This window comes from Streptomyces sp. A01 (assembly GCF_059026195.1).
Map to the genome: position 1 here is coordinate 205,903 of NZ_JBWLKN010000011.1, position 16,294 is coordinate 222,196.

Here is a 16,294-nt window from a genome sequence, read left to right on the forward strand (position 1 = left end):
TGGGCACCGAGAGTGGGGGAGTGCGGGCATGGCATTCTGGGACAACTGGGGACGCGGGACCGGGCAGGACTTCGACAGCGGCAGCGCGTCAGGCGCCGTCGAACTGACCCGACGACATCCCTCGGTCTCCCTGACCAAGCAGGGCGCGGCGAGCGGCAACCTCCGGGTCAACCTCTCCTGGCGCATGCGGACCTCCGACTTCAACACCAGGTCGGCGCGCGGCAAGAGCCTGCTGCGGCACCCGATGCGGATGTTCCAGCCGGAGATGGTGCAGGCCCAGGGGCCCGCGATGGTCAATGTGGACCTCGACCTGGCGTGCATGTACGAGCTCAAGAGCGGCGGCAAGGGCGTCGTACAGCCGCTCGGCAGCTTCTTCGGCTCGCTCAACGAGCCGCCGTATGTGCAGCTCAGCGGCGACGACCGGTTCGGGTCGCCGTCAGGCGAGACGGTCTACGTCAACATGGACCACAAGGACGACTTCAGCAGGCTGCTCGTCTTCGTCTACATCTACGACGGCACGCCCGCCTTCGACCGCACCCACGGCATAGTGACGCTCTTCCCGAGCAACGGGCCGAGGATCGAGATCACGCTCGACGAGCGCGCTCCGCAGGCCCGCTCGTGCGCCGTGGTGCTCATAGAGAACGTCAAGGGCGAGATGATGGTGCGCCGCGAGGTGAAGTACGTCTACGGCTTTCAGGCCGAACTCGACCGGCTCTACGGGTGGGGTCTGCAGTGGGGCCGGGGATACAAGCAGGCCAAGGTGTGACGCGGTGAGCGCGTGCCGGGGAGGCGCGCCGCCCGGCGCCGCGACGGCCGTGGCCTGAGACGCCCGGCGGTGCGCTGCCGTGCCTCCCGGCCGGGTGCCGGGTGTCTGCCGGGTGCCGGGTGTCTGGGTGCCGCGTGCCGCCCCGGCTCACCTCCGCTGGAACTGCGGTCCCTGCGGTGGCAGCCGGAACGCCGGGTCGGGCACGCGCTGCGGGTGCTGCGGATAGCCGTAAGCGGGGTGCTGCGGGTAGCCGTAGGCGGGCTGCGGCGGGAGCGGCGGTGGAGCGGGTGGGGGCGGCGGAAAGCCGTAGCCCGTGCCGGGCTGCCGCTGCGGGACGGGCTGCGGCGGGACGGGCGCGGGGGCGGGCGGGGGCTGCTGCGCCTGCGGCACCGGCATCGGCGCCGGGATGGTGGGCGGCTCCGGCTCCGTGGCGGGGGTGCCCGCGCTCTCATCGACGGAGATGCCGAACTCGGTGGCCAGGCCGACCAGTCCGGAGTCGTAACCCTGACCCAGCGCGCGGAACTTCCAGCCTTCCCCGCGCCGGTACAGCTCGCCGCAGATCAGTGCCGTCTCCTCGCCCGTCTCGGCGGTGACGTCGAAGACCGCGACGGGGTCGGCGGCGTCCCCGGCCGCCGCGTCGTACAGCAGAACGCTCAGGTCGCGGACACGGCCGAAGGGGCCGCCGTCCGCGGAGGCGGCGAGTACCACGCGGGTGACGCCCGCTTCCAGCGCCGCGAGATCGGCCTCGATGGTGTCCGTGAGACCCTCGGTAAGCCGTTTTTTGGGCAGATGTCTCACCAGACCGGAAGGGTGCCGTGGCTGGTTGTAGAAGACGAAGTCCTCGTCGGAGCGGACGTGGCCGTCACCGGCCAGCAGCAGCGCGGAGGCGTCCACATCGGGTACATCAGGCCCCGGAGTCCAGCGCAGCACCGCTCGTACGGCTGTGGCCTGCAGCGGGATGTTCGACCCCTTCGACATCGCGTGCGTCATAGCCGCAATCCTGCCCTCCTGACGGGCGATGGAACAACGTGGGGGCGACGGAGGGCAAGGACATCGTACGGATGCATGTGAGTTACGCGATTTTCACGCTCTTGGGGAAGTCTTGACCGAGCATCGGCCGTACGATAATCGGCCACACTTCCGGCCGGTGGGGCCGTGGGAGTACTGCGGCAGCGCGGGGAGTTATATGCGTCATTTCGGACACTTGTCGGCTGAGGTGCGGAAGGATCTGTTCCATCGAGAGCCCGTCTCCTTTACGGCGGACTCCCCGAGCCAGATCCTCGCCACCGCCCTGGGCGCCACGCTCTACAGCCCCGCCACCCGCCCCAACCTCGCCGACGCCGTCGTCAAACAGGCAGGTCAGGGTGTGGTGTCCATGGTGCTGTGCCTGGAGGACTCCATTGACGACAGCGAGGTGGCACCGGCGGAAGCCAACCTCGTGCGGCAGTTCGCCGAGCTCGCCGAGCGCGGCGTCGGTGAGCTGCTGCCGCTGTTGTTCATCCGGGTCAGGGCGGCCGAGCAGATCCCGGACCTGGTCCGGCGGCTCGGTACCTCCGTACGGCTGCTGTCTGGATTCGTGCTCCCCAAGTTCACCGAGGAACGAGGCGTTCCGTTCCTTGAGGCGCTGGCCGCCAGCAACGCGGGGCTCGAACGGCGGCTCTACGCCATGCCCGTACTCGAATCACCCGAGCTGCTGCACCTGGAGACCCGCGCCGAGACGCTGAGCGGCATCGCCCGCACCGTCGACAAGTACCGCGACCGCGTCCTGGCGCTGCGGCTCGGAGTCACCGACTTCTGCTCGGCGTACGGGCTGCGCCGGGCACCCGACATGACCGCGTACGACGTCCAGCTCGTCGCCTCCGTCATCGCCGACGTCGTCAACGTGCTCGGGCGCGCGGACGGCACCGGGTTCACGGTCACCGGGCCCGTCTGGGAGTACTTCAAGCCGCATGAGCGCATGTTCAAACCGCAGCTGCGCCGCAGCCCCTTCATGGGGCAGGCGGAGGCGCTGCGCACGGCGCTCATCGAGCACGACATGGACGGGCTGCTCCGCGAGATCGAACTCGACCGCGCCAACGGCCTGCTGGGCAAGACCTGTATCCACCCCACCCACGTGGCGCCCGTCCACGCGCTGTCGGTCGTCAGCCACGAGGAGTTCAGCGACGCGGCGGACATCCTCGAACCGGACCGTTGCGGCGGCGGTGTGCTGCGCTCGGCGTACACCAACAAGATGAACGAGGTGAAGCCGCACCGCGCCTGGGCGGAACGCACCATGCTGCGCGCCGAGGTCTTCGGTGTCGCGCGGGAGAACGTGGGCTTCGTGGAACTGCTCTCGGCCGGGCTGCCCACAGGATGAGCCAGAAGCGGCAGCGCGGCGGCACGGCAGCGAACAGCGGCAGCGGACGGCGGCAGGGCGGGGCAGGAGCGGCGAGGCTGGTGCAGGTATGGCTCTTGTGGCTGGTGTGACAGATGTGATGGGTGTGAGCGCTGCTGATGGGGTTGCCACTGGCGCGTGGGACGGTCGGTACGTGGGATGAACGGGAACAACAGAGTGGGGCATGGCGTGATGTGGTCAGGGCAGTGGGTCGCGGACCAGCTGGGAGTCGGTCTGGACGACGCACCCACGGGCCCGCACGGCGGCGGCGACGGGAGTGCCGACGGCAGCGGCGGTGCGGGTGAGAGCGGTGGCGCCGGGCTGCGTGAGCTGCTCGGCCTGGCGCTGCGGCGCAACCCGAAGCGGGCCCATCTGCTCGTGTCGAACGTCCTGGGCAAGCACGTACCGCAGCGGCCGGCCACCGTGTACGGCGCGGGCGTACGGCTCGGCGAACGCGTCAGGGAGCTACTCGGCGACGCGGACGCGGCCCGCGCGGTCGTCCTCGGCTACGCGGAGACGGCGACCGGCCTCGGGCACAGCGTCGCCGACGGGCTGGCCCTCGCGCCCTACCTGCACTCGACCCGCAGGCCGGTGGACGGCGTCGAGCCGGTCGGCGGGTTCGAGGAGGAGCACAGCCACGCGACCTCGCATCTGCTGCTCCCCGAAGACCCCGGACTGCTCGCGGGGAACGGCCCGTTGGTGCTCGTGGACGACGAGCTCTCCACCGGCCGCACGGTCCTGAACACCATCGGGGCGCTGCACCGGCGCTTCCCCCGCGACCGGTACGTCGTGGTGGCGCTGGTCGACATGCGGTCGGCCGCGGACCGGGACGGGCTGGAGCGCTTCGCCTCTGAGCTGGGCGCTCGCGTCGATCTGGTCGCCCTGGCCTCCGGTACGGTGCGGCTGCCCGGCGATGTGCTGGGGCGCGGCCAGGCGCTCGTGGCCGCGCACGAGGACGCGGCCGCCGGGGCGCCGACACTCCCCGCGCCACGGTCGGCCGACGGGCGCCCGGCGGCCCACCGCGTGGACCTCGGCTGGCCCGCCGGGCTCCCCGACGGTGGCCGCCACGGCTTCACCCCGGAGCACCGGGCGACGCTGGAGGCCGCACTGCCGACGATGGCGGCACGGATCGCCCAGGGGCTGAGCGCGGTCCCGGAGCACGGTGCCGCCACGGCCGCCGGCGGTCCCGGCGAGCCGGCTCGCACGCCGCGCGTGCTCGTCCTCGGCTGTGAGGAGCTGATGTACACGCCGCTGCGGCTCGCCGGCGCCCTCGACGACGCGCTGCGGGCACCAGGGACCCAGCCGTGGGCCGGAGCCGACGTGCGGTTCTCCACCACCACCCGCTCGCCGGTGCTCGCCCTCGACGACCCCGGGTACGCCATCCGTACCCGCCTCACCTTCCCCGCCCACGACGCCCCCGTGGACGGTCCAGGCCCGCGCTTCGCCTACAACGTGGCCCCGGGCAGCGACGACGGCCGCAGATTCGACGCCATCGTCGCCGTCGTGGACTCGACGGCCGACACCGCCGGACTGCACCCCCCGGGCGGTCTGCTCGACGTGCTCGCCGACCACACCGACCGGCTGCTGCTCGCCGTCGTCCCCTCCTACGCCCCCGCCGCCCACCCGCGCACGCGCCCGCGTGTGCCCGACCGACAGGCGCCCCCCATGCCAGAACCGCTTCGCGGGCCCGACTTCTCCTCGTACGCCCCCGACGAGATCGGCTGGCTGCTCCAGGACTTCTCCGCCGTCACCCTGGAGGCGCCGACCGAGGAGCGGGAAGAGGCCATCCAGCGCGGCGGGGCGCACTACGCCGAGTCACTGCCCGTCGAGTACCAGCCGAGCGAGGCGTACCAGGCGCTGTTCCGGGCCGCGCTGGACACCTCGGCGGACCGGATCGCCCGGGCGGTCGGCGCCGTCACCGAGACGGTGCTCGCCGAACACCCGCTGCGGCCCGGCCGGAGCCCCCAGTCCCGCCCCGTGCTCGTCTCGCTGGCGCGGGCGGGCACCCCGGTCGGCGTACTGATGCGGCGCTGGGCGCGCCACGCGCACGGGTACGAACTGCCGCACTACGCCATCTCCATCGTGCGCGGCCGGGGCATCGACGCCGCGGCGCTGCGCTGGCTCGCCGACCACCACGATCCGGCGGACGTCGTGTTCATCGACGGCTGGACGGGGAAGGGCGCCATCACTCGCGAACTGGCGGCGGCCGTCGAGAAGTTCGAAGCGGCGGAAGGGGGCCGGCGCGGGGCGGGCCGGTTCGACCCGCGGATCGCCGTGCTCGCCGACCCCGGGCGGTGCGTGGAGACCTACGGCACCCGCGATGACTTCCTCATCCCCTCCGCGTGCCTGAACTCCACCGTCTCCGGCCTCATATCGCGCACCGTGCTCCGCGCCGACCTGGTCGGCCCCGGTCAGTTCCACGGTGCGAAGTTCTACCGCGAGCTGGCGGACACGGACGTCTCCGGCCTGTTCCTCGACACGATCTCCGCCTGCTTCGACGACGTGGCCGAGGAGGTGGAGGCCGACGTGAAGGCGTTGGCGTCCGCCGACCGGACCCCCACCTGGGAGGGCTGGGCCGCCGTCGAGCGGATCAGCGAGGCGTACGGCATCCACGACGTGAACCTCGTCAAGCCGGGCGTCGGCGAGACGACCCGGGTGCTGCTGCGCCGCGTCCCGTGGAAGATCCTCGCCCAGCGCGGTGTCGGCGCCGACCTCGACCATGTGCGCCTGCTGGCCGACCAGCGCGGCGTCCCGGTGGAGGAGGTCGACGGCCTGCCGTACACCTGCGTCGGACTGATCCACCCCCGCTACACGCGCGGCGCGACCGGCGCCGACGGAAAGGCCGCCGCACAGTGACCACCACCGAACCGGTACCGAACACCCCGGCGGCGCCGACGCCCACCGGGCCGACGGCGCACGCTCCGGCGCACCCGGCCGCGGCCCGCCCCGGCCCGACGCTCATCGCCAGCGACCTCGACCGCACCCTGATCTACTCCGCCGCCGCGCTCGGGCTCGACATGCCGGACGCGCTGGCGCCCCGGCTGCTGTGCGTCGAGGTGTACGAGCGCAAGCCGCTGTCGTACCTGACGGAGACCGCGGCGGCCCTCCTCGCCGACCTCGCGGCGACGACGGTGTTCGTGCCGACGACGACACGGACCCGGGAGCAGTACGGGCGCCTCAGCCTGCCCGGCCCCGCCCCTCGGTACGCGATCTGCGCCAACGGCGGCCACCTCCTCGTCGACGGCGAGAGCGACCGCGGCTGGCAGGCGGTGGTCCGCCGGGCGCTGACCGCCGAGTGCGCGGGCCTCGATGAGGTGCGGCGGCACCTCATCGCCACGGCGGACCCGGCCTGGCTGCTCAAGGAGCGCGTCGCGGAAGACCTGTTCGCGTATCTCGTGGTCGAGCGCGCGCTGCTGCCCGACGGCTGGGTGCGGGAGCTGACCTCGTGGGCGGACGAGCGCGGCTGGGGCGTGTCGCTCCAGGGCCGCAAGCTGTACGTGGTGCCGAAGCCGCTGACGAAGAGCGCGGCCGTCGCCGAGGTGGCGCGGCGCAGCGGAGCGGGCCACGTTCTCGGCGCGGGGGACTCCCTCCTCGACGCGGACCTCCTGCTCGCCGCCGACCTGGGCTGGCGGCCCGGTCACGGTGAACTGGCCGACGAGAACTGGTCGGCGCCGCATGTGACCGCCCTCGCCGAGCGCGGCGTGGCCGCCGGGGAGGAGATCCTGCGCCGCTTCGCGGCGGCGGCAGCGGCGACGGCTCGGACAGCGGGCACGGCAGGAACGCCCGGAACGGCACACACAGCGACAGACACAGCCGCAGGCACACCGACAGCCACAGGCACAACGACAGCCGCAGCCACAGGCACAACGCCAGCCGCAGCCGCTGCCGCCGCCGGGACGCTCACCCCCGCCGCTTCCCCTGGCCGGGCCGGGTGAGCCGGACGGCGACGAACGCGGCGACCGCGAGAGCGGCCGCGGCGAGCACCGCCTTGGAGTAGACCGACATGTAGGCGGAGACGTCCTCCCAGTTGTCGCCGAGCGCGTAACCGGCGAGGACGAACACGGTGTTCCAGATCAGGCTGCCCAGCGTGGTCAGGCAGACGAAGGCGGGCATCGGCATGCGTTCGATGCCCGCCGGTATGGAGATGAGGCTGCGGAAGATGGGGATCATGCGGCCGAAGAACACGGCCTTCGTGCCGTGCCGGGAGAACCAGCGCTCGGTCCTGCCGATGTCGGCGGCCTTGACCAGCGGCAGCCGCCCGGCGAGCGCGATCACCCGGTCCCTGCCGAGCAGCGCGCCCACCCAGTAGAGCGCGAGCGCTCCGACGACCGACCCGGCCGTGGTGCACAGCAGCACGGCCGGAAGGTTCATCTTGCCCTGCCCGGCGGAGAATCCCGCGAGCGGCAGGATCACCTCGCTCGGCAGCGGCGGGAACAGGTTCTCCAGTGCGATGGCGAGACCGGCGCCGGGCGCCCCCAGGGCGTCCATGAGCCCGGTCGCCCAGTCGGTGATGCGATCTGTCATGCCCCGAACGCTAGAAAACCGGGCGGTGCGGCGGCGATAGGGCGGGCCACCGGTTCCAGCGGCCGCGCTCCACAGCCGTAACCTGCGGAAATCCTCAGTGTGCGGGCCGGGGCATGCGGCTAGCGTGCGGGGCATGGGGAAGTGGGCGTGGCGTGGACTGCGCATAGCGGCGGGGCTCACCGTCGGCGGGTGTACGGCCGTCGTCGGGCTGCTCTACGCCGCCGTGGCCGGTCTCGCGCTGCTGAGTGTGTTCGTCTGGCCCCGGGCGCGGCACCACGTGCTGCGGGTGGTGGCGGGCGGGGCGCGGTGGCTGACCGAGCTGGAGCGGTGGCGGCTGGGGCGCTTCCTGGGCATCGAGATCGGCTCGGCGTACGGGGGCAGCCGGGCGCTCGGCTACCTCGCGGTCCGCTGGGTGCTGGGGGCGCTCGGCTCCCTGGTGGTGTTCACCGCGCTGGTCGGCCTGGGGTACGGATCGCTGCTGATCTGGGGGTGGGTGATCTTCAAGAGGGAGAACATCGACGCCCAGGTCCTCTCGGCGATCGCCGGGCTGTTCCTCCTCTTCCTCACCGCGCAGAGCGTCTTCGGCGTGGCCGCTCTCGAACGGCAACTGGCCTGGCGCCTCCTCGGCCCCAGCCCGCACAACGTGATGCGCCGCCGGATCGAGGAACTGGCCAGCAGCCGGGCGGGTGTCGTCGCGGCCGTCCACGACGAGCGCCGCCGCATCGAACGCGACCTGCACGACGGGGTGCAGCAGCGGCTCGTGGCCCTCGGCATGCTCCTCGGCAGGGCCCGTCGCAGCCAGGACCCCGAACGCGCGCACACGCTCCTCGTGCAGGCCCACGAGGAGAGCAGGCAGGCGGTGGAGGAACTACGCGCCGTGGCCTGGCGGGTCTACCCCACGGTGCTCGACGAGGCGGGTCTGCGCGCCGCGCTGGAGACCGTCGCCGAACGCTCCAGCCTCCCCGTACGCCTCGACTACGAGCTGACCGCGGAACCCGCGACGCCGGTCCGTACGGTGGCCTACTTCGTGGTCTGCGAGGCGGTCACCAACACCATCAAGCACGCGGGCGCCGCACGGATTCACATCACGGTCACGCGCGCGCCCGCGTCATCCGGACGCATGGCGCTCATGGCCGCCGCCGCGGTGGCCGACCGTACGCCGGTGTCTCCCGCCGCCCTCCCCGGTCAACTCCCGGCGCGCGTCCTGCGCGTACGGATCGCCGACGACGGCTCCGGCGGCGCCGACCCGGCGGGCAGCGGTCTGTTCGGGCTGGCCCAGCGGGTCGCCGCGATCGACGGCAGCCTGCGGGTCGACAGCCCGCCAGGCGGCCCCACCACCATCACAGCGGAGCTGCCGTGCGCGTGATCCTGGCCGACGATTCGACACTGCTGCGCGAGGGCCTGATCCGCCTGCTCGCGGAGGAGGGCCACGACGTCGTGGCGGCGGTCGGCGACGCCGTGGCCCTGCTCAGGGCCGTCGACGCGCACCCTGCCGACGCCGTCGTCGTCGACGTCCGCATGCCGCCCACACACACCGACGAGGGGCTGCGCGCCGCCCTGGAGATCCGGCGCAGCCACCCCGGGCTCGGCGTGCTGGTGCTGTCGCAGTACGTCGAGAAGCGGTACGCGACCGAGCTATTGTCCGGCGAGCTGACGGGGCACGGAGGTGGCGTCGGGTACCTGCTCAAGGACCGGGTGGTGGAGGTGGACGAGTTCCTGGACGCGCTGGAACGTGTCGCCGCGGGCCAGGCCGCCTTCGACCCGGAGGTGGTACGCCGGCTGCTCGCCCGCAGCACCCACACCGACCCGCTCGCCCGGCTCACCCAGCGGGAGCGGGACGTGCTCGACGCGATGGCGCAGGGGCACGCCAACGCCGCCATCGCGGCACGGTTGCACGTCTCCCGCAGCGCCGTCGAAAAGCACATCAACGCGATCTTCGACAAGCTCGAACTGACCGGCACTTCGGGCTACAGTCGCCGAGTACTCGCCGTGCTTCGTTATGTGGGAAGTTGAGGGATTACGTGCCGGAGTCCAAGCGCCCGCCGATCTCACCCGAGCTGCATGACTACGTCCTCGCGCACAACCCGCCACTGGACCCCGTACAGCGCGCGCTGGTGGAGACCACCCACGCCCAACTGCCGGGCCAGGCAGAGATGCAGGTCGCCGAGGAACAGGGTCCGCTGCTCGCCTTTCTGGTCCGGCTGACCGGCGCCCGGCACATCGTGGAGGTGGGCACCTTCACCGGTCTGTCCGCGCTGTCCATGGCGCAGGCGCTCCCGGCCGACGGGAAGCTCATCGCCTGCGACGTCTCCGAGGAGTGGACGTCGTTCGGGCGGCAGGCGTGGCAGAAGGCGGGTGTCGCCGACCGTATCGACCTGCGCATCGCCCCCGCGCTGGAGACGCTGCGCGCGATGTCCACCGACCCGCACATCGACCTGGCGTTCGTGGACGCGGACAAGCCCGGCTACATCGGGTACTGGGAGGAGTTGGTGCCGAGGATGCGCCCCGGCGGGCTGATCATCGCGGACAACGTCCTCTACCACGGCGAGGTCGTGGAACCCGCGGCCTCGGGCAACGCCGCCGCCATCCGCGCCTTCAACGACCATGTGCTGGCCGACTCCCGCACCGAGACGGTCATGCTTGAGGTCGCCGACGGCCTGACGCTGGCCCGCCGCGTGACCGACTGAGCGCCGACCGGCGGCCGCGGCCCGGGTTCACCTCGGAAACCGGGAACGGCGCGGCTGGAACCGCCCCGCCGACGGCCTCTGGCGGCGGCGTGGCAGCCGCGCCGCCGCACCCGCGGGTGATGGCCCCACCCTCCTCGGCCGAGCCCCGCACACGGCGCGGGAAGCCGCCCACGTACCCCACCTGACGTGGGCTTTTGTCGCCCCTGGGCCTACGATTACCCCCTGGGGAAAGGGGCTCGGATGGACCGGGATATCCGTACGGTGGACGACGTGCTCAGGCTGCTGGACGGCCTGTTCGCACCCGAGGCCGACCGCTGGACAGCTGACGGGGCCTCGTGGTGGGACGGCTTCTACGCCGACCGCTCCAAGCCGGTGCCGTTCTTCGTGGCGAAGCCCGACGAGAACCTGGTCAGCTACCTCGACCGCGGCCTGATCACCGCGGGGCGCGCCCTCGACCTGGGCTGCGGGCCGGGCCGCAACGCGCTCCACCTCGCCTCGCTGGGCTTCGAGGTGGACGCCGTCGATCTCTCCCCGGCGGCCATCGCCTGGGCCGAGGAGCGCGCCCGGGAGGCAGGGGCGGAGGTCCGCTTCCGCCGCGGTGACGCCTTCTCCCTCGTCGGCACCGAACCCGGGGCCACCGAACCCGGGGCCACCGAACCCGGCAGCACCGAACTCAGCGGCATCGAACGCAGCGGCCCGTACGACCTGATCTACGACTCCGGCTGCTTCCACCACCTGCCGCCGCACCGCCGCATCAGCTACCTCGCCCTCCTGGACCAAGTCCTCGCGCCGGGTGGCCTGTTCGCCCTCACCTGTTTCGCGGCGGGCGGTATGGGCTCCGAACTCCCCGACGCCGACTTCTACCGGCAGTCCGGCCTCCAGGGCGGCCTCGCCTACACGCCGGAGGCCCTGCGCCGGATCTTCTCCGACCTCACGGAGGTCGAACTGCGCCGGATGCACGACGAACCACCCGAGTCGCCCAGCTTCGGCGAACCCTTCCTGTGGACCGCCTTGTTCCGCCGCGCCGCCCAGCCGTAGCCGCCGCGCCAGGGCCGACGGGCCCCGAGCCCGTCACGACGACGACTGCGCCTGCGCCGCCGCGCGTTCGCGGGCGCGTGCGGCGCGTACGGGATCGCCGAGCCGCTCTTCGAGGCGGGCCTGGGCCGCCCAGTTGTACGGGCACACCGGGCGCAGCTGGATGCGTTCGCTCAGCAGAGTGCGCGCCAGCTCGGTGTGGCCACCGTGCAGGGCCGCCTCCACCAGGGTGCGCTGGACGGCGTCGCGCTGAGCGTGGCTGCCGCCGAACTCGTGCAGGCGGTGACGCACGGGCAGCAGCAGATCGACAGTCCGGCCGTAGTCCCGCAGCCCGTACGCGATCAGCGCCCGGCAGACCGGCAGGCCGATGTCCGCGGTCATGGCGCGGTTGGAGAGACCGCCCCGCGCCGTGGCCAGCCACGCCTCCCGGTCGCGCACCAGGCGTTCCGCCTGGGCGAATCGGCCCGCCCCCACGTAGGCCATCACGGCGTGGGCGTCGTTGAAGGCGTAGTAGGCGCCGTCCGCCCGGCTCTCCCAGGCATCGGCGAGCCGGGCCCACCGTGCGCTCTGGTCGTCCTGTGCCAGATAGAGGCGCCACAGCAGGGCCGCGGCGTCGATGAGTTCCATCGCCACTGCCGGCGCCCCCTCGTTGTGGAGCGCGGAGTCGTAGATCTCCAGCACCCGGGCGGTGTCGCCGAGTTCCAGGCAGTACAGGGTGTAGTGCCACCAGTTGTGCACGGTGAGCAGCGTGCCGGAGGCCCAGTCGTCGGTACGGGAGTCGAGGAAGCGGATTCCGTCCTGGTACCGGCCACGCATCTCATAGGTGTGCACGACGCCGTGCACGCCCCACACGTCATGGGGATGCCGCGCGAGGGCGGCCAGCCCCACCTCCTCAGCGCGTTCGTAGTGCCCGGTCTCCTCCAGGCCGAACGCGTACATGCCCAGCAGCGGACCACGGTGCGGATCGTCGTCGGGCCAGGCGCTCAGGGCGCCGCCGACGCGGTCGCGCAGACGGGGCGCGTCGCCGGTGAGGAAGTCATGCTGGTGCCCCACGGACAGCGCCAGCGCGTCGCGCGGATACGCGACGGTGAGCTCACCGAGCAGGCGCCCGGCGCCGCGGACGTCCCCGTCCAGCCAGGCGGTCGCGGCGGCGAGATGCATGCGCTCCCGCGACGTCAGCGCCCCCTCGTCAAGACCGGACCGGAACCGGCCAAAAGCCTGCCGCGCCGCGGCCGCGTCCTTCTCCTCGGTCCCCAGTACGCCCAGGTAGGCGGCCAGGACCTGCCCCATCGCCGACCGCGGCGAGTCGGCGAGCACCAGCTGCGCCCTCTCGGCGACTTCCGGCCGGAAGAACAGCAGGTCATCCAGGGCCTGTTCGTAATGGGCGCCGGCCTCGGCGCTGGTGCCGCTCATGCCGTGCCCGTGCCGGTCCGCTGTCATGGCTCGCTCCTTCGGGGGCGCTAACGCGTGTGGTTCAGGCTGAAAGCGAAGCCGTCCCCGCCACGCCGGACTGGCCGAGAGGAGACGGACGCCGTAAAGCCCAGGACAGCTTGCCCACCACACGGGCGCGGCATGGCACCCGGAAGCATGAGGGAGTCGGCAGGGCAGTGGCGGGGCGCGGTGACCGAGAAGTGAACAGCTGGTCGAAGCCTGTGGACTGCCCAGCGAACGCGCCCCGCGCGGTTAGGCTCCCAGCGGGGGACCCGCGCGGCCGGACCGGCACGAGTACGGGGCGTTACGGAGGGGAACTGCCGCTCCGTACGGTCACGGTGCCGCCACCGGACACCAGGAGAGACAGCCACCCCAGAGCAAGAGCGACGAACACCGAAACCGAGCACACCGAAACCGGCCACGGAAACTGGCCACCGAAACCGAAGTCCGAGACCGAACACCGAGTACGGCACACCGAGTACGGCCCGGCGAGTTCAAGAGGGGGAGAGCAGCAGTGGTGGACGGCGCGACGCAAGGGGGCAGCGCATCGGCGGGCCGACAGCAGACGATCTACCGCAAGGTGGCGGCCGACCTCCGCCAGGAGATCACCGAGGGCGCGTACGGCTCCGGCGGCCGACTGCCCGCCGAGGTTGACCTGGCTCAGCGGTACGGAGTCTCCCGGGGCACCATCCGCCAGGCACTGTCCGTGCTGCGCGCCGACGGCCTGGTCACCTCCCGGCGAGGCACCCGCCGCGTCGTCCTCGGCACCGAGCGCGTGCAGAGCTTCGGCGAACTGCTGAGCTTCACCCGCTGGGCGCGCTCGATCGGCGAGGAGCCCGGCGGCCAGGTCGTCGACATCACCCGCCGCCCGGCCGACAGCACCGAGCGCGAACAACTCCGGCTGCGCGCCGACGACGTCGTCTACCGGGTGCTGCGCGTCCGTACGCTCTCGGGACGCCCGGTCATGGTGGAGCGCGCGGTCTACCCGGAGCCCATCGGCGCGCGGGTGGCCGCGCTGGAGCCGGACACCGTCTCGCATACGGTGCCGATGGAGGAACAGGGCGTGCTCATCGCCGACGCCCAGCACACCATCGACCTCGCCCGCGCCGACGCGGACGACGCCCGGCTGCTCGGCTGCGCGGTGGGGGACCCTCTGCTGCGCGAGCGGCGCCGCAGCACGGACCCGGCTGGTTCGCCGATCGAGTGGTCGGAGGACCGGTACCTGCCGGGAACCGTGGCCTTTACGGTGCACAACTCAGCGGCGTCCAGCTCCCTCGCCCGCCGCCCGGGCACGGAGCCGACGGACGGCTGAGGGGGCGAGGCCTGTACGGGCTCGCCCCCTCAGCCGTCGCTGGGGCATCAGGACATCCGTGTGTCAGCCGCAGCAGCCGCCGCCGCAGCATCCGCCACCAGCGCCGCCGCCACCACCGCCACGCGGGGCGGTCGCGGTCGCGGTTCCGCCTACGGCGACCGTGGAGAGCAGCTTGACCGTGTCGTCGTGCCCGTCAGGGCAGGAGGCCGGCGCGCCGGATTCGGCCATCGGCCGGTTGAGCTCGAAGTTCGTGCCACAGGAGCGGCAGCGGTATTCGTAACGAGGCATGCCCGCAGCCTAACCGCAGCCGCCCTGCGGCCGACCGGCGTACGGCCGCTTCGACGCCGGGTAGCTTCGGCATCGCGAGCTTTCGGCGTCCGGCAGAGCCGCTACGTGCCCGCGCCCCGCTCGTCCCGTATCTCCTGCACGACCCGGGCCACGGTCCGCCGGACCGCCTCGGTCTCGGTCAGGAAGTGCCACCAGTCGGGATGCCGTCCCTCCAGCTCCGTGAGCGCGCGCTCCAGCCGGGCCACCGCGTCGTCCAGCGGCCGGGCGTGCCGCGGGTCAGGCGTGTTCCGCCCGGCCATGGCCAGTCGCTGCGCGTCCCGGATGGCGAAGCGCGTGCGCTCGACCTCCCGCGTCTGGTTGTGGGATACCTCGTCCAGCTGCCGCAGCCGTTCGCCCGCCGCCGAGACCGCCTCGTCGGTGGTGTTGAGCAGGGCCCGGGCGGTCGAGAGCAAGGAGATGGCGTCCGGCCAGCGCTGCTCGTCCCGGGCGACCCGCGCCTCCTTCAGCTTGGCCTCGGCCTGGGCGACGGACCGCGCGGCCTGCTCGGGCACCGGTTGCAGGTCCTGCCAGCACGCCGCGCTGTAGCGGCGGCGCAACTCGCTGAGAACGGGCTCGACGCCCTCCGCGCGGGTGGTGATGCCCTGGGCGCGCGTACGCAGTGAGACCAGCCGCTTGTCGATGTCGGCGGCCGTCGCGGGCAACCGCTCGGCCTCGCCCCGTACCGCCTCCGCCGTGCGCAGTACGTGGTCCGCACGCTGGATGGTCTCCTGCACCCCGTGCTGCCCGGCGCCCTGGTTGAGCTTGGTCAGCTCGGGGGAGAGGGCGGCGAGGCGGGCGGCCAGGTCGTCGGCGCGCAGCCCGGAGGGCCGTACGGCGTCGAGTGCGTTGCTGGCGGCGAGCAGCGCCTGCCGGGCCCGCTCGACGGCGGGCGCCAGCCGGGCCAGCTGCGTCTCGGCCGTACGCAGCAGTGGGCCGAGCCCCTGCGCGAACCGGTCCAGGTCACCCTTGGTGCGCTCCAGCTCCGCCTTGGCCCGCGTCAGCTCACCGCTCGCGCGAGCGGCGGCGGAGGCTTCGAGGTCGTCCCGGTCGAGGTCATGCGAGTCGACAGCGGTGATGTAGGCGTGACTGACCTGGTCGATGCGCTGCCCGAGAGCGGCGAAGTCGGCGGTCGCCTTGCGCGCGGCGGGGGAGTCGTCCACCGCAGTGATCATCTCGATGGAGATCCGCAGGTCACGCTGGGCGGTGTCCAACTCGTAGAAGGCCGCGGCCGCGGCGTCCTTGGCCGCCTGCGCGTCGGCCCGCTGACCTTCACTCCGGCCGAACCACCGCCGTGTCCCACCCCCGGCGAACGAGGCGGGCACCACGGCCACCAGCAACGGAAGAGGAAGCAGCAACAACCCGAGCGAGTCCCGGCCAGCCCGCACAGCGGCCCAGGCCCCGGCCCCCATCTCGGACGCGCTTCCACGGGGCATCGCCGCGCGACTGACCCGGCTGTCTACGGGTGAGGAACTGGACAGGCGGTAGAGCAGGCGACGTGCTAGGCGTGCAGACTGCGCGAATGTCGCCGTCACTACCCTCTCCCGATGGATCGCCCCAGGCCCGAATGCCATTCTCCCACCCCCTAAGGACGAACACATCGGCTGGTTAGTTCGCACTTCCCCCACCGATCTTGCCGCACCCCGGCCCCCGCCCCTCACCCCACCGTCCTCCACCTGAGCCTCCCCCGCCGGGCCACCCGCCGGGCCACCCGCCGGAGCCCCGGCCCCACAAGCCGCCCGGCCAGCGGAAGCCGCCCCCACCTGCGACGCTTGCCGCCGCCCGGCCACCCACCCACCCGCACGCGGACAGCAGCCCCAGCACAGGCCACGGGTTTGCGG

Annotated in this window: 14 protein-coding genes; 9 read left to right on the forward strand and 5 right to left on the reverse strand. The window is 72.6% G+C overall.

Translation table 11 applies throughout. The features are described from left to right. Window positions 1-28: 28 nt before the first annotated feature. The gene (locus tag AC5P1B_RS17515) at window positions 29-766 is read left to right on the forward strand and encodes a TerD family protein (RefSeq protein ID WP_493888145.1); all 738 of its coding nucleotides are present in this window, start codon (window positions 29-31) and stop codon (window positions 764-766) included. A gap of 147 nt (window positions 767-913) precedes the next feature. Here the strand turns inward: AC5P1B_RS17515 and AC5P1B_RS17520 are convergent, their stop codons facing one another. Next, entirely contained in the window at window positions 914-1,756 is an 843-nt protein-coding gene (locus AC5P1B_RS17520; protein ID WP_493888146.1) for a TerD family protein, read from the reverse strand. A gap of 196 nt (window positions 1,757-1,952) precedes the next feature. Between AC5P1B_RS17520 and AC5P1B_RS17525 the strand changes: the two genes are divergently transcribed. From AC5P1B_RS17525 to AC5P1B_RS17535, 3 genes are all read left to right on the forward strand, one after another. Next, window positions 1,953-3,122, forward strand: coding sequence for an HpcH/HpaI aldolase/citrate lyase family protein (locus AC5P1B_RS17525; protein ID WP_493888148.1), 1,170 nt, complete (start codon window positions 1,953-1,955; stop codon window positions 3,120-3,122). Between the two features lie 210 nt (window positions 3,123-3,332). Then, window positions 3,333-5,996 (forward strand): phosphoribosyltransferase, encoded by a 2,664-nt coding sequence (locus tag AC5P1B_RS17530; protein ID WP_493888226.1) that lies wholly within the window; start codon window positions 3,333-3,335, stop codon window positions 5,994-5,996. A 161-nt stretch (window positions 5,997-6,157) separates the two neighbouring features. Next, window positions 6,158-7,075, forward strand: a complete 918-nt coding sequence (locus AC5P1B_RS17535) for an HAD family hydrolase (RefSeq protein WP_493888227.1) — start codon at window positions 6,158-6,160, stop codon at window positions 7,073-7,075. On the opposite strand, the gene AC5P1B_RS17540 is transcribed toward AC5P1B_RS17535, so the two are convergent. Then, a complete protein-coding gene (locus AC5P1B_RS17540) occupies window positions 7,041-7,664 on the reverse strand; it encodes a DedA family protein (RefSeq protein WP_493888149.1) in 624 nt (207 codons plus the stop codon). The two genes, AC5P1B_RS17535 and AC5P1B_RS17540, sit on opposite strands and share 35 nt — an antisense overlap. 133 nt (window positions 7,665-7,797) lie before the next feature. Here AC5P1B_RS17540 and AC5P1B_RS17545 point away from each other — a divergent pair, with 133 nt between their 5' ends. From AC5P1B_RS17545 to AC5P1B_RS17560, 4 genes are all read left to right on the forward strand, one after another. Further along, window positions 7,798-9,030, forward strand: a complete 1,233-nt coding sequence (locus AC5P1B_RS17545) for a sensor histidine kinase (RefSeq protein WP_493888151.1) — start codon at window positions 7,798-7,800, stop codon at window positions 9,028-9,030. Beyond that, window positions 9,021-9,677 carry a response regulator gene (locus AC5P1B_RS17550; protein ID WP_493888152.1) on the forward strand — a complete coding sequence of 219 codons (657 nt, stop codon included), beginning with the start codon at window positions 9,021-9,023 and terminating at the stop codon, window positions 9,675-9,677. The genes AC5P1B_RS17545 and AC5P1B_RS17550 overlap by 10 nt, the downstream gene beginning before the upstream one ends. Window positions 9,678-9,685: 8 nt before the next feature. After that, a complete protein-coding gene (locus tag AC5P1B_RS17555) occupies window positions 9,686-10,351 on the forward strand; it encodes an O-methyltransferase (RefSeq protein ID WP_493888154.1) in 666 nt (221 codons plus the stop codon). Between the two features lie 240 nt (window positions 10,352-10,591). After that, a complete protein-coding gene (locus AC5P1B_RS17560) occupies window positions 10,592-11,389 on the forward strand; it encodes a class I SAM-dependent methyltransferase (RefSeq protein ID WP_493888155.1) in 798 nt (265 codons plus the stop codon). A 33-nt stretch (window positions 11,390-11,422) separates the two neighbouring features. Here the strand turns inward: AC5P1B_RS17560 and AC5P1B_RS17565 are convergent, their stop codons facing one another. Then, on the reverse strand, window positions 11,423-12,826 hold the full coding sequence (locus AC5P1B_RS17565) for a tetratricopeptide repeat protein (RefSeq protein ID WP_493888156.1): 1,404 nt from the start codon (window positions 12,824-12,826) through the stop codon (window positions 11,423-11,425). A 508-nt stretch (window positions 12,827-13,334) separates the two neighbouring features. On the opposite strand from AC5P1B_RS17565, the gene AC5P1B_RS17570 reads away from it, so the two are divergent. After that, window positions 13,335-14,129: a GntR family transcriptional regulator gene (locus AC5P1B_RS17570; protein ID WP_493888158.1), complete on the forward strand. Its 795-nt coding sequence runs from the start codon at window positions 13,335-13,337 to the stop codon at window positions 14,127-14,129. A 63-nt stretch (window positions 14,130-14,192) separates the two neighbouring features. Here the strand turns inward: AC5P1B_RS17570 and AC5P1B_RS17575 are convergent, their stop codons facing one another. After that, complete coding sequence (locus AC5P1B_RS17575; protein WP_493888159.1) at window positions 14,193-14,417, reverse strand: FmdB family zinc ribbon protein; 225 nt, start codon at window positions 14,415-14,417, stop codon at window positions 14,193-14,195. 101 nt (window positions 14,418-14,518) lie between these two features. Continuing rightward, a complete protein-coding gene (locus AC5P1B_RS17580) occupies window positions 14,519-15,889 on the reverse strand; it encodes a hypothetical protein (protein ID WP_493888161.1) in 1,371 nt (456 codons plus the stop codon). Between the last annotated feature and the right edge of the window lie 405 nt (window positions 15,890-16,294).

Excerpts from the sequence above, each read along its gene's own strand:
- AC5P1B_RS17515 (WP_493888145.1), top strand. The coding sequence starts at position 29 with ATGGCATTCTGGGACAACTGGGGACGCGGGACCGGGCAGGACTTCGAC.
- AC5P1B_RS17520 (WP_493888146.1), bottom strand. The coding sequence starts at position 1,756 with ATGACGCACGCGATGTCGAAGGGGTCGAACATCCCGCTGCAGGCCACA.
- AC5P1B_RS17525 (WP_493888148.1), top strand. The coding sequence starts at position 1,953 with ATGCGTCATTTCGGACACTTGTCGGCTGAGGTGCGGAAGGATCTGTTC.
- AC5P1B_RS17530 (WP_493888226.1), top strand. The coding sequence starts at position 3,333 with ATGTGGTCAGGGCAGTGGGTCGCGGACCAGCTGGGAGTCGGTCTGGAC.
- AC5P1B_RS17535 (WP_493888227.1), top strand. The coding sequence starts at position 6,158 with ATGCCGGACGCGCTGGCGCCCCGGCTGCTGTGCGTCGAGGTGTACGAG.
- AC5P1B_RS17540 (WP_493888149.1), bottom strand. The coding sequence starts at position 7,664 with ATGACAGATCGCATCACCGACTGGGCGACCGGGCTCATGGACGCCCTG.
- AC5P1B_RS17545 (WP_493888151.1), top strand. The coding sequence starts at position 7,798 with ATGGGGAAGTGGGCGTGGCGTGGACTGCGCATAGCGGCGGGGCTCACC.
- AC5P1B_RS17560 (WP_493888155.1), top strand. The coding sequence starts at position 10,592 with ATGGACCGGGATATCCGTACGGTGGACGACGTGCTCAGGCTGCTGGAC.
- AC5P1B_RS17565 (WP_493888156.1), bottom strand. The coding sequence starts at position 12,826 with ATGACAGCGGACCGGCACGGGCACGGCATGAGCGGCACCAGCGCCGAG.
- AC5P1B_RS17575 (WP_493888159.1), bottom strand. The coding sequence starts at position 14,417 with ATGCCTCGTTACGAATACCGCTGCCGCTCCTGTGGCACGAACTTCGAG.
- AC5P1B_RS17580 (WP_493888161.1), bottom strand. The coding sequence starts at position 15,889 with ATGCCCCGTGGAAGCGCGTCCGAGATGGGGGCCGGGGCCTGGGCCGCT.